At 74.9% G+C, this 22,125-nt stretch carries 25 protein-coding genes; 10 read left to right on the top strand and 15 right to left on the bottom strand.

Features of this window, described 5'->3' with window-relative positions:
* A partial coding sequence (locus tag E1258_RS13805; protein ID WP_243715434.1) for an RDD family protein occupies positions 1-593 on the top strand: 593 nt, incomplete at its 5' end.
* Positions 590-1,687 carry a histidinol-phosphate transaminase gene (gene hisC, locus E1258_RS13800; protein WP_132400448.1) on the top strand — a complete coding sequence of 366 codons (1,098 nt, stop codon included), beginning with the start codon at positions 590-592 and terminating at the stop codon, positions 1,685-1,687. The genes E1258_RS13805 and hisC, both read left to right, overlap by 4 nt.
* 32 nt (positions 1,688-1,719) lie before the next feature.
* On the opposite strand, the gene E1258_RS13795 is transcribed toward hisC, so the two are convergent.
* Entirely contained in the window at positions 1,720-2,178 is a 459-nt protein-coding gene (locus E1258_RS13795) for an LPXTG cell wall anchor domain-containing protein (protein ID WP_132400446.1), read from the bottom strand.
* A 189-nt stretch (positions 2,179-2,367) separates the two neighbouring features.
* Between E1258_RS13795 and E1258_RS13790 the strand changes: the two genes are divergently transcribed.
* Both E1258_RS13790 and E1258_RS13785 read left to right on the top strand, forming a co-directional pair.
* Positions 2,368-2,922, top strand: coding sequence for a hypothetical protein (locus E1258_RS13790; RefSeq protein WP_132400443.1), 555 nt, complete (start codon positions 2,368-2,370; stop codon positions 2,920-2,922).
* Between the two features lie 31 nt (positions 2,923-2,953).
* The gene (locus E1258_RS13785) at positions 2,954-4,009 is read left to right on the top strand and encodes a hypothetical protein (RefSeq protein ID WP_207919551.1); all 1,056 of its coding nucleotides are present in this window, start codon (positions 2,954-2,956) and stop codon (positions 4,007-4,009) included.
* On the opposite strand, the gene E1258_RS13780 is transcribed toward E1258_RS13785, so the two are convergent.
* The 5 genes from E1258_RS13780 to E1258_RS13760 form a co-directional block, all read right to left on the bottom strand.
* Positions 3,967-5,220: a PQQ-binding-like beta-propeller repeat protein gene (locus tag E1258_RS13780; RefSeq protein WP_132400440.1), complete on the bottom strand. Its 1,254-nt coding sequence runs from the start codon at positions 5,218-5,220 to the stop codon at positions 3,967-3,969. The two genes, E1258_RS13785 and E1258_RS13780, sit on opposite strands and share 43 nt — an antisense overlap.
* Positions 5,221-5,269: 49 nt before the next feature.
* A complete protein-coding gene (locus E1258_RS13775; RefSeq protein ID WP_132400437.1) occupies positions 5,270-5,752 on the bottom strand; it encodes an SRPBCC family protein in 483 nt (160 codons plus the stop codon).
* 114 nt (positions 5,753-5,866) lie between these two features.
* Positions 5,867-6,076, bottom strand: coding sequence for a DUF397 domain-containing protein (locus E1258_RS13770; RefSeq protein WP_007073328.1), 210 nt, complete (start codon positions 6,074-6,076; stop codon positions 5,867-5,869).
* A 239-nt stretch (positions 6,077-6,315) separates the two neighbouring features.
* On the bottom strand, positions 6,316-7,512 hold the full coding sequence (fahA, locus tag E1258_RS13765; RefSeq protein ID WP_132400434.1) for a fumarylacetoacetase: 1,197 nt from the start codon (positions 7,510-7,512) through the stop codon (positions 6,316-6,318).
* Entirely contained in the window at positions 7,509-8,405 is an 897-nt protein-coding gene (locus E1258_RS13760) for a hypothetical protein (RefSeq protein ID WP_132400431.1), read from the bottom strand. The genes fahA and E1258_RS13760 overlap by 4 nt, the downstream gene beginning before the upstream one ends.
* A 132-nt stretch (positions 8,406-8,537) precedes the next feature.
* On the opposite strand from E1258_RS13760, the gene E1258_RS13755 reads away from it, so the two are divergent.
* On the top strand, positions 8,538-9,713 hold the full coding sequence (locus tag E1258_RS13755; RefSeq protein WP_132400428.1) for a homogentisate 1,2-dioxygenase: 1,176 nt from the start codon (positions 8,538-8,540) through the stop codon (positions 9,711-9,713).
* Between the two features lie 8 nt (positions 9,714-9,721).
* Here the strand turns inward: E1258_RS13755 and E1258_RS13750 are convergent, their stop codons facing one another.
* Genes E1258_RS13750 through E1258_RS13735 form a run of 4 tightly spaced genes read right to left on the bottom strand, consistent with a single transcriptional unit; the run spans position 9,722 to position 12,503 of the window.
* The gene (locus tag E1258_RS13750) at positions 9,722-10,759 is read right to left on the bottom strand and encodes a lipopolysaccharide assembly protein LapB (protein ID WP_132400425.1); all 1,038 of its coding nucleotides are present in this window, start codon (positions 10,757-10,759) and stop codon (positions 9,722-9,724) included.
* A gap of 9 nt (positions 10,760-10,768) precedes the next feature.
* A complete protein-coding gene (gene ispF, locus E1258_RS13745; RefSeq protein ID WP_132400422.1) occupies positions 10,769-11,251 on the bottom strand; it encodes a 2-C-methyl-D-erythritol 2,4-cyclodiphosphate synthase in 483 nt (160 codons plus the stop codon).
* 16 nt (positions 11,252-11,267) lie between these two features.
* On the bottom strand, positions 11,268-11,963 hold the full coding sequence (gene ispD, locus E1258_RS13740; RefSeq protein WP_036373229.1) for a 2-C-methyl-D-erythritol 4-phosphate cytidylyltransferase: 696 nt from the start codon (positions 11,961-11,963) through the stop codon (positions 11,268-11,270).
* Between the two features lie 54 nt (positions 11,964-12,017).
* Positions 12,018-12,503: a CarD family transcriptional regulator gene (locus tag E1258_RS13735; RefSeq protein ID WP_007073334.1), complete on the bottom strand. Its 486-nt coding sequence runs from the start codon at positions 12,501-12,503 to the stop codon at positions 12,018-12,020.
* 333 nt (positions 12,504-12,836) lie between these two features.
* Here E1258_RS13735 and E1258_RS13730 point away from each other — a divergent pair, with 333 nt between their 5' ends.
* Positions 12,837-13,562 (top strand): hypothetical protein, encoded by a 726-nt coding sequence (locus E1258_RS13730; protein WP_132400419.1) that lies wholly within the window; start codon positions 12,837-12,839, stop codon positions 13,560-13,562.
* A 53-nt stretch (positions 13,563-13,615) separates the two neighbouring features.
* On the opposite strand, the gene E1258_RS13725 is transcribed toward E1258_RS13730, so the two are convergent.
* Both E1258_RS13725 and E1258_RS13720 read right to left on the bottom strand, forming a co-directional pair.
* Positions 13,616-14,665, bottom strand: a complete 1,050-nt coding sequence (locus tag E1258_RS13725; protein WP_132400416.1) for a type III polyketide synthase — start codon at positions 14,663-14,665, stop codon at positions 13,616-13,618.
* A 92-nt stretch (positions 14,666-14,757) separates the two neighbouring features.
* Positions 14,758-15,513 carry a methyltransferase domain-containing protein gene (locus E1258_RS13720; protein WP_132400413.1) on the bottom strand — a complete coding sequence of 252 codons (756 nt, stop codon included), beginning with the start codon at positions 15,511-15,513 and terminating at the stop codon, positions 14,758-14,760.
* A gap of 46 nt (positions 15,514-15,559) precedes the next feature.
* Between E1258_RS13720 and E1258_RS13715 the strand changes: the two genes are divergently transcribed.
* The 4 genes from E1258_RS13715 (at position 15,560) to disA (ending at position 20,101) form a co-directional block, all read left to right on the top strand.
* Positions 15,560-16,402, top strand: a complete 843-nt coding sequence (locus E1258_RS13715) for a UbiA family prenyltransferase (RefSeq protein WP_132400410.1) — start codon at positions 15,560-15,562, stop codon at positions 16,400-16,402.
* A 135-nt stretch (positions 16,403-16,537) separates the two neighbouring features.
* Complete coding sequence (locus E1258_RS13710; RefSeq protein ID WP_132400407.1) at positions 16,538-17,242, top strand: hypothetical protein; 705 nt, start codon at positions 16,538-16,540, stop codon at positions 17,240-17,242.
* Positions 17,243-17,331: 89 nt separating this feature from the next.
* Positions 17,332-18,774 carry a DNA repair protein RadA gene (gene radA, locus E1258_RS13705; protein WP_007073340.1) on the top strand — a complete coding sequence of 481 codons (1,443 nt, stop codon included), beginning with the start codon at positions 17,332-17,334 and terminating at the stop codon, positions 18,772-18,774.
* Between the two features lie 142 nt (positions 18,775-18,916).
* On the top strand, positions 18,917-20,101 hold the full coding sequence (gene disA, locus E1258_RS13700) for a DNA integrity scanning diadenylate cyclase DisA (protein WP_132400404.1): 1,185 nt from the start codon (positions 18,917-18,919) through the stop codon (positions 20,099-20,101).
* Between the two features lie 54 nt (positions 20,102-20,155).
* Here disA and E1258_RS13695 read toward each other — a convergent pair whose 3' ends face one another.
* From E1258_RS13695 to E1258_RS13685, 3 genes are all read right to left on the bottom strand, one after another.
* Positions 20,156-20,896, bottom strand: coding sequence for a hypothetical protein (locus E1258_RS13695; RefSeq protein WP_132400401.1), 741 nt, complete (start codon positions 20,894-20,896; stop codon positions 20,156-20,158).
* A 144-nt stretch (positions 20,897-21,040) separates the two neighbouring features.
* The gene (locus tag E1258_RS13690; RefSeq protein ID WP_132400398.1) at positions 21,041-21,601 is read right to left on the bottom strand and encodes a peptide deformylase; all 561 of its coding nucleotides are present in this window, start codon (positions 21,599-21,601) and stop codon (positions 21,041-21,043) included.
* Entirely contained in the window at positions 21,598-22,110 is a 513-nt protein-coding gene (locus E1258_RS13685; RefSeq protein WP_132400395.1) for a glycine cleavage system protein R, read from the bottom strand. Before E1258_RS13685 ends, E1258_RS13690 begins: the two co-directional genes overlap by 4 nt.
* Positions 22,111-22,125: the final 15 nt, after the last annotated feature.

Here is a 22,125-nt window from a genome sequence, read left to right as displayed (position 1 = left end):
GGCTGCCGCTGGCCTCCTTCGGTGCCCGGCTGGTCGCCCGGCTGATCGACTTCGGCATGGTGTTCCTGCTCAACGCGGTCGTCAACGGCTGGTTCGTCTACCGGTACGTCGAGGAGGTCACCCCGTACTTCCGCGAGGTGCTACGCCGGAGCATGGCCGGCGACACCTCCACCAGTGGGCTGCCCCAGCCCGGCGAGCAGGCCGGCGGGCTCCAGGTCGCCATCCTGCTGATCGCCACCGCGCTCTGGCTCGCGTACGAGGTGCCGGCGATGGCCGGCAACGGGCAGACCCTCGGCAAGCGGCTGCTGGGCGTACGCGCCGTGCCGGTCGAGGCCGACCAGCCGCTCGGCTTCGGGCGGGCGCTGCGTCGGTGGAGCACGCTGGGCCTGCCCACCCTGCTCTGGTACTGCTGCGGCTTCGGCCTGCTGCTCCAGCTCGTCGACGCGGTGTCGCCGTTGTTCGACCACCCGCTTCGGCAGGCGCTGCACGACAAGCGCGCGCAGACCGTGGTGGTCCGGCTTCCTCCCCGTACCCCCGCCGGCACCGCCGCCGGCCACGACGCCCCCGCCAAACCCCCGGGAGACACCCCATGACCGGACGTCACGAGCCGCCGCTGCGGCTGACCCGCGCCGACCTCGACGCGCTGCCCAACTACGTGCCCGGCCGCAGCCCCGCCGACCTGGCCCGCGAGCTGGGCCTGCCAGAGGCGATCAAGCTGGCCAGCAACGAGGTGCCGTACGGGCCGCTGCCCGGCGTGGTGGAGGCGGTCGCCGAGGCCGTCGCCGGCTCGCACCGGTACCCGGACATGGGCGTGGTCGCTCTCCGCCAGGCGCTCGCCGAGCGGCACGGGGTGCACCCCGACCGGATCGCCACCGGCTGCGGGTCGGTGGCGCTGGCCGAGCACCTGGTGCGGGCCACCTGCCTGCCCGGCGACGAGTTGCTCTACTCGTGGCGGTCGTTCGAGGCGTACCCGATCATCGCGGCGACCAGCGGCGCGACCAGCGTGCGGGTGCCCAACGACGCCGGCGCAGGGCACAACCTCGCGGCGATGGCCGCGGCGGTGACCGACCAGACCCGGATGGTGTTGGTCTGCAACCCGAACAACCCGACCGGCACGGCGACCCGCAAGGCCGAGCTGGACCGGTTCCTCGACGCCGTCGGCGAGGACGTGCTGGTGGTCATCGACGAGGCGTACCGGGAGTTCGTCACCGACGACGAGGTGCCGGACGGTCTGACCTACCTCGACCGGCCGAACGTGGTGGTGCTGCGCACCCTGTCCAAGGCGTGGGGGCTGGCCGGCCTGCGGATCGGCTTCCTCGTCGCCGCCGTGGAGGTGGCCGCCGCCGTGCGCAAGGTGGTCACCCCGTTCTCCACCAACATGGCCGCGCAGGCCGGCGCGCTCGCCGCGCTCGCCCAGGCCGACGAGGTGCGGCGGCGCTGCGCGCTGGTCGTCGCCGAGCGGGACCGGGTCACCGAGGCGCTGCGCAAGCTCGTCCCGGACGTGCCGTCCAGCCAGGCGAACTTCGTGTGGCTGCCGCTGGGCGACCGGGCGGTGGAGTTCGGCCGGGCCTGCGAGGCGCGCGGCGTGATCGTCCGGCCGTTCCCCGGCGACGGGGTCCGGGTCACCATTGGCACCCCGGCCGAGAACGACGCGTTCCTCGCCGTCGCGGAGTCCGCCCTGGCGTGAGGCCGTCGGCACCGGGCGTCGGTGCGGGGAAATCATGCCTCCCGGTGGCGGCGTCGGCGGGCGAGGGTCAGGGCCAGGCCCAGGAGCACACTGGCCGTGCCGACGGCCAGCGGCCACGCCGGTCCCCAGGCTCCGCCGGTGGTCGGCAGCCCGCCGGACCCCGAGGGCGCGGGCTGACCTGACGGGGCCGGCCCGGTCCGGCTGGGCGACGGTTTCGGCTGTGGCGAAGTCGGCCCGCCGGTCGGGGTTCCCGTCGGCGGCGGCACGGTGGGCTGCGGCGAGCCCGGGAGCACCTGGAAGCCGACCACGGTGCCGTCGGACGGCTCGGGGGCCGGGTGCGCCGGGGCTTCGGCGGCAAGCACCGCCCGGGGCGGCGCTTGCGGTGCGCTGTCCGCCGGCTGGCCCGCACCGGCGAGGGCGGACAACAGCAGCGCCGCTAGCACGCCGCCCACGACTCGCGGTACGGCTACGAGGCCGATCGGGCCGGACATGAAGGAAAGGTAGCCCTCGGCGCGCGGTGGGCGATGAGGGTTCGCGGGACTCCACCCACACGGGCATCACCCTTCCTTAGGGGGTTTTGCTCCTTTCATGCCGTGTAAGGCTTTTTGTCGCTAACGTCCTTCCTGGCTCGTGGGCCCCTCGGCCACGACGATCCGCACCATCGAGCAAGGGATGAGAGCATGCGTACTCGCACGATCCTGGCCGCAACCGCCGCGGCCACCACCGCCGCCCTGGTCGCGTCACCAGCGCTGGCCGCGCCGACCGACGACACCACCGCCACCTTCGACGTCCTCGCCGGAACCCTCGACATCGACGCCCCGGCCACTGCCGACCTCGGCTCCGGGGCACCGGGCACCACGATCACCGGGCAACTCGGAGTCGTGACCGTGTCCGACACCAGGGCCACGGGCGACGACGCCTCGTGGACGGCATCGGTGACCTCGACCGACTTCACCACCGGCACCGCCACCGCCACCGAGACCGTCCCCGCCACCGCCGTCGACTACTGGTCAGGGCCGGCGACGGCCACCAGCGGCACCGGCACCTTCACCCCGGGGCAGATCAACTCTGCCGCCGCCGTGCCGCTGGACAACGTCACGCCGGTCACCGCGTTCACCCACACCGGCGGCACCGGCCTCAACTCGGCCTCCTGGAATCCGACCCTCGAGGTCAGCGTGCCGTCGGTCAACCAGTCCGGCACGTACACGGGGACGGTGACACATTCGGTCGCCTGAGCCGCTGACCCGCCTCGCGGCCTGGTCGGCCGTGGTGCTGCTCTGCGCCGCCGGCCCGGGCACCCTCGCCCGGGCCGGCGCGCCGCCCGGGGAGCCGGACAGCCGCGCGATCGGGATCCAGTTGCTGGAGGCACCGGTGGCCCGGCACGACGACCCACGGGCGTTGCGCTACATCGTCGACCACCTGCCCCCGGGCAGCACGATCAAGCGGAAGATCAGCGTCGTCAACCACTCCGCCGAGCGCCGGCGCCTCGACCTGTTCGCCGCCGGCGCGGACGTCGCCGACGGCCGGTTCCGGTTCGCCGAGGGCCGCACGGCCAACGAGCTGAGCGGCTGGATCACCCTCGACGAGGACTCGGTCACCCTCGACCCGCAGGAGAGCATCCGGTTCACCGCGACCGTCCGGGTGCCCCGGGAGGCGTCGGCGGGCGAGCGATACGCGGTCGTCTGGGCCTCCACGGTCCCCGCACGGAACGCCTCGGCCAACGTCAACATCGTCCACCGGGTCGGCGTACGGGTCTACCTCGACGTGGGGCCGGGTGGCGAGCCGCCGTCCGACTTCGCCATCGGCGACGTCGTCCCGGCCCGGGACGGTGGGGGGCGGCCCTCGGTCGACGTCACGGTCCGCAACACCGGCGGCCGTGCCCTGGACATGGGCGGCAGCGCCACGCTCTCCGACGGCCCGGGCGGGATCCGGGCCGGACCCTTCGACGTCGTCCAGGGCACGACGCTGGCCGCTGGCGAGGCTGGCACGGTGCGGGTGATCTTCCCTGCGGAGCTGGCCAACGGCCCGTGGCGGATCGCCCTGGAGCTGGCGAGCGGCAAGGTCAGACGCAGCGCCAGCGGCACGATCACCTTCCCCGATCCCGGCCAGGCCGGTCGGCGGACCCCCCTGCTCGACCGCCTCACCCAGAACCGGTGGCTCCGTGGCGGGGTCCTCGCCGTCGCGGCGGTGGCGGTCGCCGGCGTCGCCCTGCTGATCCGCCGGCTACGCCGGCGGCGGGCCGCCGTCCATGCGGCCGGTCAGATGGCTCACGCGGCCGGTCACGTGGCGGTGAGCAGCACCGGCTCGGACATTAGGAAGTAGCGCTGGTCGTCGGCGTCCGGGGCGACCGGCTCGCGCAGCCGCTCCACCGCCACGTAGCCGCCGCCCGCGTACGCCAGGCCGGTGGCGTAGCCGATGCCGTCGTTGCCGACGGTCAGCGGAAAGCGGGAGCGCTGCGCGCCGGTCATCGGGTCCAGGGTGATCAGGTCGTTGGTCTCGGTGAGCAGGTGCACCCGGCCGGGCTGGACGGCCAGGATCCGGGCCGTGCCGAGGTCGGCACGACGCCACAGCTCCTCGCCGGTGCGCACCGACCGCGCCGTCACCACCCCGCCGGTGGTCCCGACCACCCGCTCCCCGGCCAGCTCCGAACCGGCCGGGTCCAGGGCCGGGGCGGCGACCGGATCGCCCGTGCCGACCAGCCAGCCGCGTCCCGCCCCGTCGGCGAAGCCCTCGGCCCGCAGTCCCCGGCACCGGGACCGGGGGCTCACGCAGCCGAGGGGGGTGACGGTCAGGTCGGCGGTGGCCCCGGTCGGCGTCAGGCGGGTGGTCGGGGTGCCGGTGGCCACGTCACGGAACTCGACGGCCGCCGGGCCGGCGCACCGGTCGACGGCGACGAGCTGCCCCGCCGACGTGGTGGCCACGTCGTCCCGGCACCCACCGTCCACGTCGGCGGACCAGAGCCGCCGGCCGTCGTCGAGCGCGAAGCCGCCGACCCGCTCCGGGCCGGCGGCCACCAGCACGGGCCGGCCGTCGGCGGCGCGGGCGAGGAACAGCCCCGGTGGGGCCCACACCGCCCCCGCGCCGGTGCGGCGGGCGGTCCAGCCCTCGGCGGGCGCGGGGCCGTCGGCCCGCCAGGCCACCCGTCCGGTCCGCGCGTCCAGCGCCACCAGCCTCCCGTCCGACCAGTGGCTGACCACCGTGGTCCCGTCCGCCACCACCCCGCTGACCTCCGCCGGCCAGCGCCGGTAAGACCAGTACGGGGTGACCCGGTTGCGGGCGTCGGCGGGCTGGTCGGCGTACACCTGGCGGGTGGCGGCGTAGACCCGGAGCCGGCCGTCCACGATCAGCGGAGCTGCCGGCAGCCGGCCCACCACGCCGATCGCCGGGGTGAGCGCCGCCGGGTAGGCGGCCCGTGCGGGGGTTTCCACCTCGGCGGGCGCGAGCACCCGGTGGACGACGACGGCGACCGCAGCGACGCCGACCAGCGCCGCGAGAGTCATCGCGACGGCCCGCCGCCTCTTCGCCAATCCCATCCCGCACCTCCGCCCGGCACCCTACCGAGGGAGACCGCCACCGGCCCGGTCAGGCCGCCTCGGCGGACGCCGGGGGCTGGGCGGCGCGGGAGAGGTCGGCGAGGTCGCGACGGAAGGCGCCCTCGACCGTGCGGGCGGCCAGGCCGCCGAAGAGCAGGGCGAGGACCCGGCCGAACGGTGCCGTGGGGACCGCCTCCTGCCGCACCGTGACCGCGGTGCAGGCCCGGCGACGACGCTGGACGGTACGCAGGGTCCAGGTGGTCCGGTAGGACACGCCGATGCCCGGCGAGTCGAGCACCAGCCGCCGGGGCGGGACGCACTCCACCACGACGAACTCCTCGGCCTGGGCGCCCCCGTCGGGCCGGGTGCGGGTCTCCCGCCAGGCGGTGCCGGGGGCGAGGGGGCCGGGGGTGAGCAGCTCGACCCCGCCGACCGTGCGGAGCCAGTCGGCGCGGACCGGCAGGTCGACGAGGAGCCGCCAGAGGTCGACGGCGGACGCCTCGATGAACTCGGTGACCGTGACCGTCGACATGGCACCTCCCGTGTCCTCCACGGTACGGGGGGTGAGCTTGTGATGGGGCCCCAGCGGCGGAACTTCCGCCGCTGGTGGCCGATCCGGGGGTGTCGGGAGCACCCCCGGGGTCGGTCAGGCCCCGAACCGTCCACCCCGGATCGCGCCGACGAACGCGGTCCAGCCCGGCGGGCTGACGGTCAGCACCGGCCCGGCCTGGTCCTTCGAGTCGCGTACGGCGACGACGTTGGCAGTGCCCGCCAGGTTGGCCGCCACCTCGACGCACAGCCCCTGGTCGTTCGAGCGGCTGCTGGTGCGCCAGACGGCACCCGACAGATCGATCATTTTCACTTCCTCCACTCCGTTCGGGACGTCCCACGGCGGCCTGGCGGCACCACCCGTGGGCCGCCGGCCGGCCCCGCCGCACGGCGGAACCCGGCTCGATCAACGGAGATGCGCCGAGCCCCGGTCGCACCTGATGTGCGACCGGGGCTCGTGGCCGTCACCGGGCGGAGGACGCCGGCGCGAAGAGAGGTGCACCGGCGCGGCGCGCCGGGCGGTCAGCGGGTCAGCGGCCCGGGTGGTCAGCGGGCCGGGAGGATGGTGCCGGTGACCTCGCCCAGGGCGACGGTGGTGCCGTCGGGGCCTGGCGCGGTGGCGGTGACGGTGACCGTGTCGCCGTCGGCCAGGAAGGTCCGGGTCGCCCCGCCGACCGTGACCGGCTCCGCGCCGCCCCAGGTCAGCTCCAGGATCGAACCGACCTGATCCCGCCGGGGGCCGGAGACGGTGCCGGAGGCGTACAGGTCTCCGGTGCGCAGGGACGCGCCGTTGACGGTGAGGTGGGCAAGCTGCTGGGCGGGCGTCCAGTACATGGTGGCGAACGGCGGCTCGCTGACCCGCTCGCCGTTCCACTCCACGGCCAGCCGCAGGTCCAGCCCCACGTGCGAGACGTCGCGCAGGTACTCCGCCACCGGCGGGTCCTGCACGGGCGCGGGCACGAACGCGTCGGCGAGCGCGTCCAGCGGCGTCACCCAGGCCGACACGGAGGTGGCGAAGGACTTGCCGAGGAACGGGCCGAGCGGCTGGTACTCCCAGGCCTGGATGTCCCGGGCGGACCAGTCGTTGACCAGCACCACCCCGAAGACGTGGTCGGCGAAGCCGGCCACCCCGACCGGCTCGCCGAGCGCGCTGGGCACGCCGACGACGAAGCCCACCTCGGCCTCGATGTCGAGGCGTACGGACGGACCGCAGACCGGCCCGTCCGGGGTGGCCCGCTGCCCGGTGGGGCGGACGATCGGCGTGCCGGAGACGACCACCGTGCCGGCCCGGCCGTGGTAGCCGATCGGCAGGTGCTTCCAGTTCGGCGGCAGCGGCGGCTGGCCGGGGCGGAATATCTGCCCGACGTTGCCCGCGTGGTGCTCGGAGGAGTAGAAGTCGACGTAGTCCGCCACCTCGAACGGCAGCAGCAGCTCGACTGCGGCCAACGGCACCAGCAGCGGCTCGACGGCCGGCCGGTGGGCGTCGTCGGTGAGCAGCTCGGTCACCCGCTGCCGGACGGCGGTCCACTGCGGCCGGCCCAGCGCCAGGAACGCGTTGAGCGTGGGGCGGCCCAGCGCGCCGGCGGCCAGCACCAGCCCGGCCGCCTCTGCGGCGGCCAGGTCGAGCACGAACTCCCCGATCCGTACGCCGACGCGCGGGTCGCCCCCGCCGGACCGGAACACCCCGTACGGCAGGTTGCGCACCCCGTACACCGAACCCTCGGCACCCGTCACCCAGGTCATGCCTCGTGTCCCCCGTTCACGTCGTGTCCCCCGTTCACCAGGCCCAGCCGGATCAGATCGGTCAGTGGTTCCGCCACGCTGCACGAGCCGTACCCCACCCACAGCGGCCGGGCGGCGGCGCGGGCGGCGCGGGCCCGCTCGACCAGCGGCACCGGGTCGGTGGCGGCGAGCAGGACTGCCACCTCGTCCACCTCGGCCCCGTCGGCGGCGGCGAGCGTCGCGGCGAGGACGTTGCCGAAACCGTGGTGGGTGAAGCCGGTCTCCGGGTCGCGGTGGCGCACGGCGTGGTGCAGCCCGGCGGTCAGCTTGAACGGCAGCTCCCGGTCCCGGCAGGCGCAGATCACGGCGGCCAGCTCGACCGGGGTCGGGAACAGCTCGGCGGCCAGCCCGCCGGTGCGGAACTTCGCCGCGACCGGGACGCCGGCGGCGCGGGCAGCGGCGACCGTGTCCAGCGCGGCCGTCAGCCCGAAGGTCAGTGGCAGTTCGGCGTAGACGTCGACGTCGCCGCGCCGCCCGGCCAGCTTCAGCAGTTCGGCCAGGCCGGGCTGCGGGTCCTCGCCGCGCTTGGCGACGGCCACCTCGACCTGGCGGGCGGTGACGCCGGCCGGCAGGGCTGCCAGCGCGGCGGGCAGCCCCCTAACGCCGGTATCGCCGATCAGTCCGAGCACGAGGCCGCTCGCGGGGCCCGCGCCGTGGGGGTCGGCGGGGCCACCCAGCTCGCCGGCCACGACCGCCGAGGCGGGCACGAGCAGCGCACCGACCATGTCGGCGTACCAGGAGTCGCGGTGCCGGCGGTGCGCGGCGAGCGCGTCGGGCAGCGTGGCGCTGCCGGGCGGGAAGACGGCGGCGTCGTCGACGAGGCCGGCGAGGAGGCGGGGCACGCGCGTTGACACGAGACAAGAACTTACGGGACGCTACGAGAAACGGACAACAGCGTCCGACTATCGGACGGCCATGGCCGGTGAACGGGACGATGGCCGTGAGCCCGACGATGGCCGGTGAACGGGGACGAATCGGGAGGCGACATGCCGTACTACCGCAGCGTCGGCGAGGTGCCCCGGAAGCGGCACACCCAGTTCCGCCAGCCCGACGGCACCCTCTACACGGAGGAACTGATGGGCCAGGAGGGCTTCTCCTCCGACTCGTCCCTGCTCTACCACCGGCACGCCCCCACCGCGATCGTCGCCGCCGAGGCGTTCGACCCGCCGGCCGTCACCCGGGTGCCCAACCTGCCGCTCAAGCCCCGCCACCTGCGCACCCACCAGCTCGACGGCACCGGGGCCGACCCGATCCTGGGCCGGCGGTACCTGCTCGCCAACGACGACGTGCGCATCGCGTACGTGTCGGCCGACCGGCCGTCCCCGCTGTTCCGCGACGCCACCGGCGACCACTGCCTCTACCTGGAGTCCGGGGCCCTGCGGGTGGAGTCCCCGTTCGGCGCGCTGGACGCCGTCGCCGGCGACTACGTGATCATCCCGACGTCGACCATCCACCGCCTCGTCCCGACCGGCGACGAGCCCGCCCGGCTGCTCGCCGTCGAGGCCGCCGGGCACGTCGGCCCGCCCAAGCGCTACCTGTCGGTGCGCGGCCAGTTCCTGGAGCACTCGCCGTACTGCGAGCGCGACGTCCGGGGGCCGGACACCCCGCTGCTCGTCGACGGCACGGACGTCGAGGTCCTGGTCCGGCACCGGCGCGGTTGGACCAGGTACGTCTACGCCCGGCACCCGTTCGACGTCGTCGGCTGGGACGGGCACCTGTACCCGTGGGCGTTCTCCATCCACGACTTCGAGCCGATCACCGGCCGCGTTCACCAGCCGCCGCCCGTGCACCAGACGTTCCAGGGCCCCAACTTCGTGATCTGCTCGTTCGTGCCCCGCAAGGTGGACTACCACCCCGACGCCATCCCGGTGCCGTACCACCACCACAACGTCGACTCCGACGAGATGCTGTTCTACACCGGCGGCAACTACGAGGCCCGGCGCGGCTCCGGCATCGCGCAGGGCTCCATCTCGCTGCACCCGTCCGGCTTCACCCACGGCCCGCAGTCGGGCGCGGCGGAACGCTCGCTCGGCGTCGACTTCTTCGACGAGCTGGCCGTCATGGTGGACACGTTCCGCCCCCTCGACCTGTGCGACGCGGCCAACGAGTGCGAGGACCCGGCGTACGCCTGGACCTGGGCCCGGCAGGCTCCGGCCGGCTAGGGCGGGGCTCAGCGCACCGTACGGGAGAACACCGCCAGCTCGGCCAGGGCGGCCACCACGATCGCCGCCACCAGCGGCCACGGCGTCCCCACCAGCGCGTAGACCAGCAACAGCAGGGGGCCGGCGGCCACCGCGTACCCGGCCAGCGCCAGGGACCGGTCGGAACGCAGCAGCCCCGGCAGCACGGTACGGGTCAGCCCCGGCACCCGCGCCGCGAACAGCCAGCCCAGCAGCGCCCCGCTCACCGCCACCAGCACCGCGAGGAACCTCGACGGGCCGGACGCCCCGGCCGCCGCGACCGCCACCAGCACGGCGCCCACGAGCGTCCAGCCCGCCCCGTACAGCACCAGCCGGCGCAGGTCGTCGACGACGCCCCGGCGCGGGTCGGGCTCCACCGGCCCGACCGGGGACACGGGGCCGGCCGGGGCGACCGGCACCAGCTCCGCCAGCTCCGCGAGCGCCGACGCGTACCGCCGCCGTTCCAGCCGGACGATCCCCGGCTCGTCGTCGGCCCGCTCCAGCTCCGGGTCGAGCCGCAGCGCCTCCTGGTACGCCCGCTCGGCCAGGTCGTACAGCCGCAGCCGCGCGGCGACCAGGGCGAGCACCAGGTGTGCCTGGGACTCCTCCGGGGCCAGCTCGACGCCCCGCCAGGCGGCGTTGAGGGCCGGCTGCCCGTTGCGCGAGCCGGACAGGATCGCGGCGGCGCTGCGCTGGGCGTACGCGTCGGCGGGGCCGACGGCGAGCAGCCGCTCGGCGGTGCGGGCCGCCTCGGCGTACTCGCCCTGGTCGACCAGGGCGGACCCCCGGGCGACCAGCGGGGCGACGGCGTCCGGGGCGACGGCCAGGGCGGCGTCGGCCGCGGCGCGCGCCTCGACGGGCCGCCCGGCGGCCAGGTGCACCCGGGCCAGGGTGGTCAACGCGCCGGCGTTCGCCGGCTCCAGGGCGAGGGCGAGGCCCACCTCACCGGCGGCCTCCTCGTACCGGCCGAGGTCGGCCAGAAGCTGGGCGCGCTGGAGGTATCCCTCGGCGGTGGCGTCGCTCGACATCGGGCGACCCTACGCGGGCGGGGCCGGATGGACCAGGGCCACCGCGATACCGGCGAGCCCCTCGCCGCGCCCGGTGAAGCCGAGCCCGTCGGTGGTGGCGGCGGAGACGGCCACCGGCGCGCCGACCGCCTCGGAGAGCACCGCCTCCGCCTCGGCCCGGCGCGGCCCGATCTTCGGCCGGTTGCCGACCACCTGCACGGAGACGTTGCCGATCTCGAAGCCGGCGGCCCGGACCCGGCGGGCGGTCTCGGCGAGCAGCGCCACCCCCGGCGCGCCCGCCCACTCGGGCTCGGCCACGCCGAAGTTCGAGCCGAGGTCGCCGAGGCCGGCGGCGGAGAGCAGAGCGTTGCAGGCGGCGTGCGCGACCACGTCGGCGTCGGAGTGCCCGGCCAGGCCGTCCTGGCCGGGCCAGAGCAGGCCCGCCAGCCAGCAGGGCCGGCCCGCCTCGAAGGCGTGCACGTCGGTGCCGATGGCCACCCGAGGAACGATCATGGACCGAGGGTACGCGTCACGCGCCGCCGGCCAGCAGGTGCTCGGCCAGCGCGAGGTCGAACGGGCGGGTGACCTTGAGGGCGTACTCGGAGCCGGGCACGCAGACCACCGGGACGCCCTGCTTCTCGACGAGGCCGGCGTCGTCGGTGAGCGGGTCGCCGGCCGCCGCGTGGGCGGCGGTCAGCACCGCGCGGCGGAAGCCCTGCGGGGTCTGCACGGCGCGCAGGGCGGACCGGTCGACCGTGCCGAGGACCACCTCGCCGGGGCCGACCTCCTTGATCGTGTCGACGACGGCGAGCACGGGGATCACCGCGTCGTGCCCGGCGCGGACCGCGGCGGCGACGGACTCGACCAGCCCGGGCGGGGTCAGCGCGCGGGCCGCGTCGTGCACCAGGACGATCTCCGGGCCGGCGGGGACGGCGGCCAGCGCGGCGGCCACGGAGGCCTGGCGCTCCGCCCCGCCGGGGACGACCGTCACCGGGGCGACCGGGGCGAGCAGTTGACGGACCGCGCCGACCTCGCCCGCCGGGGCGGCCACCACGATCGTGTGCACGGAACCGGCGGCGGCGATTCGGCGCACGGCGTGCACGAGCAGCGGCTCGCCGGCGAGCAGGCGCAGGGCCTTGGGCGCGCCCGGGCCGAGGCGTACCCCGGCACCGGCCGCAGGCACGAGGACCGCGACGTCACCGCGCGGATTGAGCTGCGCGGTCACGTCGCGGTCCTCGGGTTTCTCTGCGGTGCGGATCGGAACGACGATGGGCGGGACCTATGCCTCGGTCAGCACCTTGTCGAGCAGCGTCTCCGCCTCGTCCTTGGTGCTCTTCTCGGCCAGCGCGACCTCGCCGACGAGAATGTCCCGCGCCTTGGCGAGCATGCGCTTCTCGCCCGCCGACAGGCCCCGCTCCCGCTCCCGGCGCCACAGGTCGCGAACGACCTCGGCCACCTTCAGCGGGTTACCGGAGGCCAGCTTCTCCAGATTCGCCTTGTAACGCCGCGACCAGTTGGTCGGCTCCTCGGTGTGCGGAGCCCGGAGGACGTCGAAGACCTTGCCGAGGCCCTCTTCGCCAACCACCTCGCGCACGCCCACGATCTCGGCGTTCTCAGCGGGCACCCGGACCGTCAGGTCACCCTGCGCGACCCTCAGGACGAGGTACTGCTTGGGCTCGCCCTTGATGACCCGAGTCTCGATTGCCTCGATGAGTGCGGCCCCGTGGTGGGGGTAAACAACGGTCTCGCCGACACTGAAAACCATAGGTTCGAAACCCCTTTCGCTGTGTCTAGGGTAACACGCTCAGGCACCGATGTCTCACCGCTGTCCTGATCGTTGGCGCAGCTCAGGGGCCCTGTGAGAGGTCTTTCTTCAGCTTGACAGGAGGCCGAACTGATGGTCTGAACACGCTCCGTGATTAGCGGATGACACCCCGACATGAGTGATCGGAGCGTGGATTTCTCGGGCGATGCGCTCTTCCCATGGTATCCCGGTCGCGCCGGCCGCGCCCAGGTGTAGCGGGAGGACCCGGCGGTGCGGGACGCTGGAGGCGAACCGCTGTCCGCTCACCGAGACGGTCCAGGGGGTCCGACGGGCATGCCAGACGCAGACGGCCAAGGCTCCGCCGACGGCCTTCCCGGCCTGCCACCGGAGTGGGGCCGCATCGTCGTGCCGGACGACCCGTCCGCGCTGGCGGAGGAGGCCGCACAGGTCCGCCGCGAGCTGCGACGCAGCGCCAACGGGGCCCGCTGGCGGCGCCGCCTCGGCCTGCTGCCCCGCCCCGGCGGCCAGCCGCCGCTCCGCCTCCCGCTGCTCGTCATGCTGGTGGCGCTGCTGATCACGCTCGCCGGCCTGTTCGCCGTCACCTGGCCCCGGCCACCCCGGGGCGGCGACCGTCCCACCGTCGTGCCGTACCCGACGGCGACCGACCTGAGCGGCCGGGCACTGCCGGCGCTGGACCTGGTCGACGCCGGGAACTCGGCCGTCTCGCTGCGGAGCCTGGTGCCCGCCGTGATCATCCTGGTGGACGCCTGTCCCTGCCCCGAGCGGGTGGCCGAGGTCGCCGCGCTCGTGCCGCCCGGCGTGGCCGTGGTCACCGTCGAGGGTGGCCGGACGGTCCGCTCCACCCCGGCGTCGCCCGCCGCGGCGATACGCCCGCTCGCCGACCCGGCCGGCGGCCTGCGCGCCTTCCTGCGCCTGCCGGCACGCCCCGGCACGGCCACCGCCGTGCTGGTCGATCGCGCCGGAGTGCTGGTCCAGGTGGTGCCGGAGCTGCGCTCCGCCGAGGGCTACCGCGCCGACCTGACCCGCCTCGGCTCCTGACGCCCTCGGCTCACCCATCGAATCAGCAGGTCAGCGCCGCGCGGCGGGAGAAGTCAGTCGGTGTGGTCGAGCAGGGCGGCGTAGAGCGTCAGGCCGGGGCCGAAAGCGAGCATCAGGATCCGCTCGGCCGGTCGTTGCGCCCGCAGCAGCCGGTCCAGGATCAGCAGGACGGTCGCCGAGGAGCAGTTGCCGTGGGCGTCCAGGGTGGCCCGGGCCGCGTCCAGCGCCTGCGGCGGCAGCGCCAGCTCGCGTTCCACCACGTCCAGGATGCGCGGGCCGCCCGGGTGCACCGCCCAGCCGCTCACCTCGGTCAGCGCGCCGCCGTGCCGGGCCAGCAGGTCGTCGACCAGCCCCCGGACGTGGCGGGAGAGCACCTGGGGGACCTTCGGGGACAGTCCCATCCGGAAGCCGGTGTCGGTGACGTCCCAGGTCATGTGGTCCGCCGTGGAGGTGTCGGTGACCGAGGTGACCTCGCGCAGCGCGTACCCCCGCCCGCCGGGGACGACCACGGCGGCGACGGCGGCGTCCGAGAAGAGGGCGTGGGAGACGATCTGCTGGGTGTCCAGCCGGGCCGTGGCGGGCTGGATGTGCAGGCTGGTCAGCTCCGCGCAGAGCAGCAGCGCGGGGCGCTGCCGGGCGGTGACGAAGTCGCCGGCCGCGCCGAGCCCCGGCAGGGCCGCGTAGCAGCCCATGTGGCCGACGACCATGCGCTGGGTGTGCGCGGCCATGCCCAGGTCCCGGGCGAGCAGGATGTCGAGCCCCGGGGTGGCGTACCCGGTGCACGAGCAGACGATGAACATGCCGACGTCCCCGGCGTCCAGGCCGGCGGCGGTGAGGGCCCGGCCGACCGCCTCCTTGCCCAGCGGCAGCGCCTCGACCTGGTAGCGCCGCATCCTGCGCTCGGTCGGCCAGTCCGAGACGTCCTCCAGCAGCGGATTGACCGCCGCATGCCGCCGGGTCACGCCCGAGCTGGCGAAGATCCGTTGCGCCAGCGCCCGGGTGGAGCCGGGGAAGTGGTCAGCGAAGAAGCCCGCCCAGAGTTCTTCCTGCGTCGCCCCCGGCGGCTGCGCCGTGCCCAGACCCGCGATCACCGGTACGGCCACGTTCCCACCTCTCGTTCGCGTACCCCACGTCGTCACCAACGAGAGGCGGAGCTGTCCCGGTCCGGTCTCACCTGTACCCCCGCGCGGCCCGGCTATCCGAGCCGGACACCGCGCCCCTGGTAGAGCACGGCCGTCGACCAGGTCGGCCTGATCCGCGGGGCCCGCCCGGCCGGCGGGCCGGCACCCCGGATCCGGCGGACCAGCCAGCGCAGCGTCCCGCGCAGCTCCGGCCGGACACCCCGCACCCGCAGGTCGACACCGTGCCGGGCGCACTCGGCGACCAGCGCCCGGTCGTCTACGAACAACCGTGGATCGTGGATGCCCCGGGGCACGGTCGGCAGCCGCTCGCCGACCTCCACCGCGACCAGCCGGCTGAGCACGGTGTCGTTGAGCGTGTCCAGCACGAGCAGGCCACCCGGCCGGAGCAGCCGGCAGGCCTCCGCCACGGCGCGCCGCCAGTCCGGCACGTGTTCCAGCAGCTCACCGGCGGCCACCACGTCTGCGCAGCCGTCCGCCAGCGGCACTGCCGTGGCGTCGCCGTTGACCGGGGTAACCCCGTGCGCGGCGGCCTGGTCCAGGGCGGACCGGGTGAGATCGACGCCGACGTGCCGATAGCCCTTGCCGGCCAGGTGCGGGGCGAGCAGGCCAGCGCCGCAACCCAGGTCGACCAGGAGCGCGTGGGGCCGGGTGGCCGGCGGCACCAGTGCCGCCCGGGCGCGCGCGAGCCAGTGCAGCATCGCGAACACCCCGTCCGGACGCCACCACTCGTCGGCCAGGTCGTCGTACTGCCGGGGATCGTTCGGCGGCAGGCGGGAGCGGTCGGACACCGGGGACGATCCGTCACGCATGCCACCGAGCGTGGCACGACTGGACGGTAACGACCAGACTTCCCTTATGTCGACGACGGTGTTAGAGCTGGTCAGGGCGAGTCATCCGGAGCCCGCCGCGGCGGTCACCGTGGTGGCGGGACTGCTCGCCCTGGGGGTGGGACACCGCCCGTCCGGAGTCGCCGCAGTGGCGCTCACGGTGCTCGCCAGCCAACTCGCCGTCGGCTGGTCCAACGACCACCTGGACGCCGACCGGGACGCGGCGGTGGGGCGTACCGACAAGCCGGTCGCCGCGGGCGCGGTCAGCCGGCGCGCCGTGGGTCTGGCGACGCGGGCCGCAGCGCTGGCCACGGTGCTCATCGCGGCAGCGACGACCAACCGGATCGCGGCGGCCTGGGCGACCGTCGCGCTGCTCTCCGCGCTGGCCTACAACCGGCCGCTGAAGTCGACGCCGTTCTCCGTGCTGCCCTACGCGGTCTCGTTCGGCGCGCTGCCCGCCTTCGTGGTGCTCGCGCTGCCCGGCGCCCCCGCCCCGCCGGCCTGGCTGGTGGCCGCCGCCGCCCTGCTGGGGGCCGGGGCGCACTTCGCCAACGTGCTGCCCGATTTGGCCGACGACGCCCGGACCGGGGTCCGGGGGCTGCCGCACCGCCTCGGCGCGACCGGCAGCCGGTTGGCCGCCGCCGGGCTGCTGCTCGCCGCGACCGTCACTCTGGTCGCCGGGCCGCCCGGGCCGCCGTCGTGGTTCGGGCTGTCGGCGGTCGCGACGGCCGCCGTGGTCCCGCCCCTGACCTGGTACGCCGCCCGCAACGCCCGCCGGCCGGGCGACCGGGGGGTGGCCGCGTTCCGGGCGGTGCTGCTGGTGGCCCTGATCGACGTGGTGTTGCTGGTGGCCGGCGGTCGGGTGGTCTGAGCGCCCCGCGAGGTGGTGGTGCCCGGGTCGGCGTGCGCGTCCCGATCAGCCCCAACTACCCTGAACCCGGTCTGCGCGGGTATGGCCACCGTGCCCGGTGACGGCCGGGTGGGGATCGTGACGAGGAGGACCGACGTGACGCGCTCGATCAGGGGTTCCCGGCGGGCGGCCCTGCTGCTGTCCGGCGTGGCGGCGGCGACCGGCCTGCTGGCGACCGGTTGCGGCGCCGGCCAGGTGGCCGAGACCGCCAACAAGGAGCCGTCGGTCCAGGGCGTCAACATCCAGACTCCGGACAACGCCTACAAGGTGCGCGGGCTGTACGTCGAGTACCCGGGTGCCGGGGGCTACGAGGCCGGCGCGAACGCCGCCGTCAGCGCGGTGCTCTACAACGACACGCAGAACCCGGTGACGGTGACCGTCACCACGGACAGCGCGCGGGAGATCGTGATCAGCGGCGGCGCGTCCGCCTCGGCCAGCCCGTCCCCCTCGGAGTCGCCATCGCCGTCGGGTTCCGCGTCGCCGTCCGGGTCGGCCAGCCCGTCGGCCTCGCCGAGCGCGTCGCCCCCGGCTGGGGAGCCGGCGCGGTTCGAGATCCCGGCCTTCGGCTACGTGCAGCTCAACGTGCAGGGCGGCCGGTCCCTTCAGCTCGTCGGTTTGAACCAGGCGCTGCTCGCCGGCCAGCAGGTCGATCTGAACTTCGACTTCGGCGGCCGCACCATCAGCACCCCGGCCCCGGTCGGCGTCCCGCTGACCCCGCTGCCGCGGCCCTCCCAGATCGTGCAGCGCGAGGGCGCGCACGGCGCGGAGGGCGGCACCGAGGGCTCGGGCCACGGCGGCTGACCCGCCCCCGAGAACGATCGACGGCACCGCCGGCGTGGCACCCACCACGCCGGCGGTGTTTCGTCGTATGGAGGGACTAGCGTGCCGGTGTGACGACGCCCCGATCGACACCCTCCCGGGCGGCCCCGCGCGGTCGGGCCGCCCGTGAGCCCCGCCCCGCCTACGAGTGCGACGCCTGCGGCCACCAGCCGCCCAAGTGGGTGGGGCGCTGCCCCGAGTGCGGCGAATGGGGCTCGGTGGTCGAGTGCACGGTGACCGGCCCGACCGTCTCCGGCCGGGTGGTCAGTTCCCGGATGCCGGCCGAGCCGGCGCGGCCGATCGCCACCATCAGCGCCGCACCGGCGAAGGCCCGTCCCACCGGCGTGAGTGAGCTGGACCGGGTGCTCGGCGGGGGCCTGGTGCCCGGCGCGGTCGTGCTGCTCGCCGGCGAGCCGGGGGTGGGCAAGTCCACGCTGCTGCTCGACGTCGCCCAGCAGTGGGCGGCCACCGCCGGCAGCCCTTCGCTGGTGGTCAGCGGGGAGGAGTCGGTCAGCCAGGTGCGGCTGCGCGCCGAGCGGATGAACGCCCTGCACGACCAGCTCTGGCTGGCCGCCGAGAGCGACCTCGGCGCGGTCCTCGGCCACCTCGACGCGGTGAAGCCGGGGCTGCTCGTGCTCGACTCGGTGCAGACCATCTCCACGCCCGGCACCGAGGGGGTGCCCGGCGGGGTGACCCAGGTGCGGGCGGTCACCGCCGCCCTGGTCGCCGTGGCCAAGGACCGGGGCGTCGCCACCGTCCTGGTCGGCCACGTCACCAAGGACGGCCAGGTGGCTGGCCCCCGGGTGTTGGAGCACCTGGTCGACGTGGTGCTGCACTTCGAGGGCGACAAGCACTCGTCGCTGCGGATGGTGCGCGGCGTGAAGAACCGGTTCGGCGCCGCCGACGAGGTCGGCTGCTTCGAGATGCACGAGGGCGGCATCAGCAGCCTCGCCGACCCGTCCGGGCTGTTCCTCACCCGCTATTCGGAGCCGGTGCCGGGCACCTGCGTCACGGTGGCGATGGAGGGGCGGCGGGCCCTGGTCACCGAGGTCCAGGCGCTGATCGGGGCGACCGTGGCGGGCTCGCCCCGGCGTACGGTGTCGGGGCTCGACGGGGCCCGGCTGGCGATGGTGCTGGCGGTGCTCCAGCGCCGCGCCGAGCGGCTGACCCTGCACGACCGGGAGGTCTTCGCGGCCACGGTCGGCGGCATCCGGGTGGTGGAGCCGGCCGCCGACCTGGCGGTCGCCCTCGCGGTCGCCTCCGGCGGTCTCAACCTCGCCATCAACCCGCACCTGGTGGCGATCGGCGAGGTCGGGCTGACCGGCGAGGTGCGCCGGGTCGGCGCGGTGCCCCGCCGGCTGGCCGAGGCGGCCCGGCTCGGTTTCCGGGTGGCCCTCGTGCCGCCCGGGTGCGGCCCGGAGAGCGCCGGGGCGGGCCCGGAGAACATGCGCGTGATGGAGGTCACCGACGTGCGCTCGGCGCTCCAGTGTGCCGCCCGCGCATCGGCGGAGTGACCGACGGTGGCCGCCGGGTCGGACCGCGCGTGCGATTCCGGACAAGCGGGGCGGGCCACGCGGCGTGGTCGACGGAAGGCATCGTGACACATCACGGTAACCACGACAGCACCCACCGCACGCCAGTCCGTAGACTGTGCGCGTGCCGATCGACCGCGATGCCAGCAGAACTGCCGGCGCGACACCCCACGCCCGCACTGGTGTCGTGGGCTCGTCCGCCCGTGCGATCAGCGTCAGCGTGACCGGGAGTGTGGGCGGCGCGAGCGGCGACCCGCTGCGGGCCAATCTCGCGCTCATGGCTCCCGGCACCGCGCTGCGTGACGGCCTGGAGCGGATTCTGCGCGGCCGCACGGGCGCGCTGATCGTCCTCGGTTACGACAAGGTCGTCGAGGGGCTGTGCACCGGCGGTTTTCCGCTCGACGTGGAGTTCTCCGCGACCCGGGTGCGGGAGTTGTGCAAGATGGACGGCGCGGTGGTGCTCTCCAGCGACGGCACCCGGATCGTCCGGGCGGCCGTGCACCTGATGCCGGACCCGTCGATTCCCACCGAGGAGTCCGGCACCCGGCACCGCACCGCCGAGCGGGTGGCCCGGCAGACCGGCTATCCGGTCATCTCCGTCAGCCAGTCGATGCGGATCATCAGCCTCTACGTGAACGGCCAGCGGCACGTGCTGGACGACTCGGCGGCCATCCTGTCCCGGGCCAACCAGGCCCTGGCCACCCTGGAGCGCTACAAGCTGCGCCTCGACGAGGTTTCCGGCACCCTCTCCGCCCTGGAGATCGAGGACCTGGTGACGGTCCGGGACGCGGTGGCGGTGGTGCAGCGGCTGGAGATGGTCCGCCGGATCGCCGACGAGATCGCCGGGTACGTGGTGGAGCTGGGCACCGACGGCCGCCTGCTGGCGCTCCAGCTCGACGAGCTGATGGCCGGTGTCGACGCCGACCGCACCCTGGTCATCCGGGACTACCTGCCCGCCGGCCGCAAGTCCCGCACCCTGGACGAGGCGCTGGTCGAGCTGGACCTGCTGGGTGCCACCGAGCTGATCGACCTGGTAGCGGTGGCCAAGGCGATCGGCTACCCGGCCGCCTCCGACGCGCTGGACGCGGCGGTCAGCCCGCGCGGCTTCCGGCTGTTGGCGAAGGTCCCCCGGCTGCCGGTGGCCATCGTCGACCGGCTGGTGCTGCACTTCGGCAGCCTCCAGCGGCTGCTCGGGGCCACCGTGGAGGACCTGCAGGCCGTCGAGGGCGTCGGCGACGCCCGCGCCCGGGGAGTCCGGGAGGGCCTGTCCCGGCTCGCCGAGGCCTCCATCCTGGAACGCTACGTCTGACACTCGCGGGTCTGCGGCGACACCCGACCCGGGTGCCGGAGCCGGCGGGGCGGTTCAGCCGGTGATGCTGAGCTTCACCGGCTCGCTGAGCTTGGTGTCGAGCCGCCCGAAGACCTGGTACGCCCCGGCCGGCGGGAACTGGCCGTTGGCAAGCCCGTCCTTGCAGCGGCTGGTGTCCCGCCCGTTCCAGTCCACCTGGTACGACCGCTCGAAGCCGGGCGTGAACGACTGCACGTCCGAGCCCTTGACGTTGCCGCAGGTGTCGGAGGACCAGACCTTCTCCGCGCCCGACTTCACGAACAGCTCCTGGAAGTCCGCACCCACGTCGCGGCTGCAGGTGCGGTCCGACCTGTTCTTGATCTTCAACTGGAGACGGACCACGGTGCCCTGCGGCGCCGACGTCGGCAGCACCACAGGCGTCACCGAGATCTCCGCGTCGGTGCACGTTCCGGCGTCCCCGCCAGGACCGGCCGGGGCATCGCCCCCGGGCGGGCCGCCCGACCCGCCCTCGTTCCCCGAGTCACCCTCGGAACCGTCCGGCCCGCCCGGCGGCAGGCCGGTCTGCGGGGACAGCAGCGAGCCGCTCGGTGCCGGCACCGCCGAGGGGTCGCCGGCACCGGGCGTTGCAGTCGGCGTCGGCGTCGGCGTCGACTTCGACTGCGGCGTGGTGCCGGTGTTGCCCGCGCCGTTGCAGGAGTAGAGCAGGACAATCAGGAAGAGAAGCCCCGCTCCCAGTACGACGGCGCGACGCCGCCAGTACACGGCGGGTGGCAGGGGGCCGACCGTCAGACGCATGATGCCCCCACCGTAGCGGCGCGACGCACCGTCGTCGGGCGCGACGCGCCGGAGGGCCCTCGGCTCACCGCGACGACCCTCCACTCGCGACAGCCGTGGCCCCGCCCACGGCGGTGTCCTGCCGGCGGACGGGCCCCGGGCGGATCACTGGTACACCTTGCGCTGGTAGATCGCATGCGCGCCGGCCACCCGGTCCAGGAAGAGCAGGCCGAGACAGTGGTCGATCTCGTGCTGCAACGCGCGCGCCTCGAACCCATCGGTGACCAGCCGTACGGGCGCGCCGCTGCCCGGGAGCACACCCTCCACGATCAGGCGGCTCGCCCGCTTGACGTCACCGGTGAGGTCGGGCACCGACATGCAGCCCTCGCGACCGCTCTTCCAGCGGCTCCCCTCCACGACCCGGGCGTTGCACAGCACGAACGTGCCGTGCACGGTGACCGCCTTCGGGTGGCCGGTGACGTCCACCGCGAACACCTGGGCGCTCACGCCGACCTGGGGCGCGGCGAGGCCCACGCAGCCCGGCGAGACCCGCATCGTGGCGATCAGGTCGGCGGCGAGGCGGGCCACCTCGTCCGACGTCGGGTCCACCTCCGGCCCCGGCCGACTGAGCACCGGGTCGGGCGCGGAGACCACCGGACGCACCTCGCCCGGCACCGGCAGCGACTCCGGCGTCCAGCCGGCGAGGCCGACGTACTCCGTTGTCACAGCAGGTCCGTGTCCGCCGGGCGGAGGCTGACCCCCACACCCAGCTCCGCAGCCGTACGCGCCAACCGGCCGGCCACCTCGCTGGAGCTGCCCGCCGGCAGATCGACCTCCGCGACCACCACGTAGAGGGATCCGGTCAGCCGGGTGCTCAGGTCGGTGACGTTGCCGCCCGCGTCAGCCAGCACCCGGGTCATCGCCGCGACGATGCCCATCCGGTCCGCGCCGTGCACCGCCAGCACGTACGGCTCGCCGATCGGCGCCGTCTCGCCGTCGGGGGTGACCGCCCGTACGGTGGCCAGGAGTTGGCCGTCGGCGGCGAGCGGGGCGAGCGCCGCCTCGACGTCAGCGGCGGCCGGGCCCACGCAGATCAGGGTCATCGCGAAGTGACCCCGCAGCCGGGTCATGGTGGAGTCGGTGAGGTTCGCGCCGAGCCGGGCGAGCACCTCGGCGACGTCGGCCACGATGCCGGGCCGGTCCCGGCCGATGACGGTGATCGCGAGCTCGTTCATCCGGGCATTCTGCCC

Source organism: Micromonospora sp. KC207, from assembly GCF_004348615.1.
Taxonomy (GTDB): domain Bacteria; phylum Actinomycetota; class Actinomycetes; order Mycobacteriales; family Micromonosporaceae; genus Micromonospora.
The sequence above is the reverse complement of the archived record's forward strand: the minus strand, read 5'-3'. Positions and strand labels throughout refer to the sequence as shown.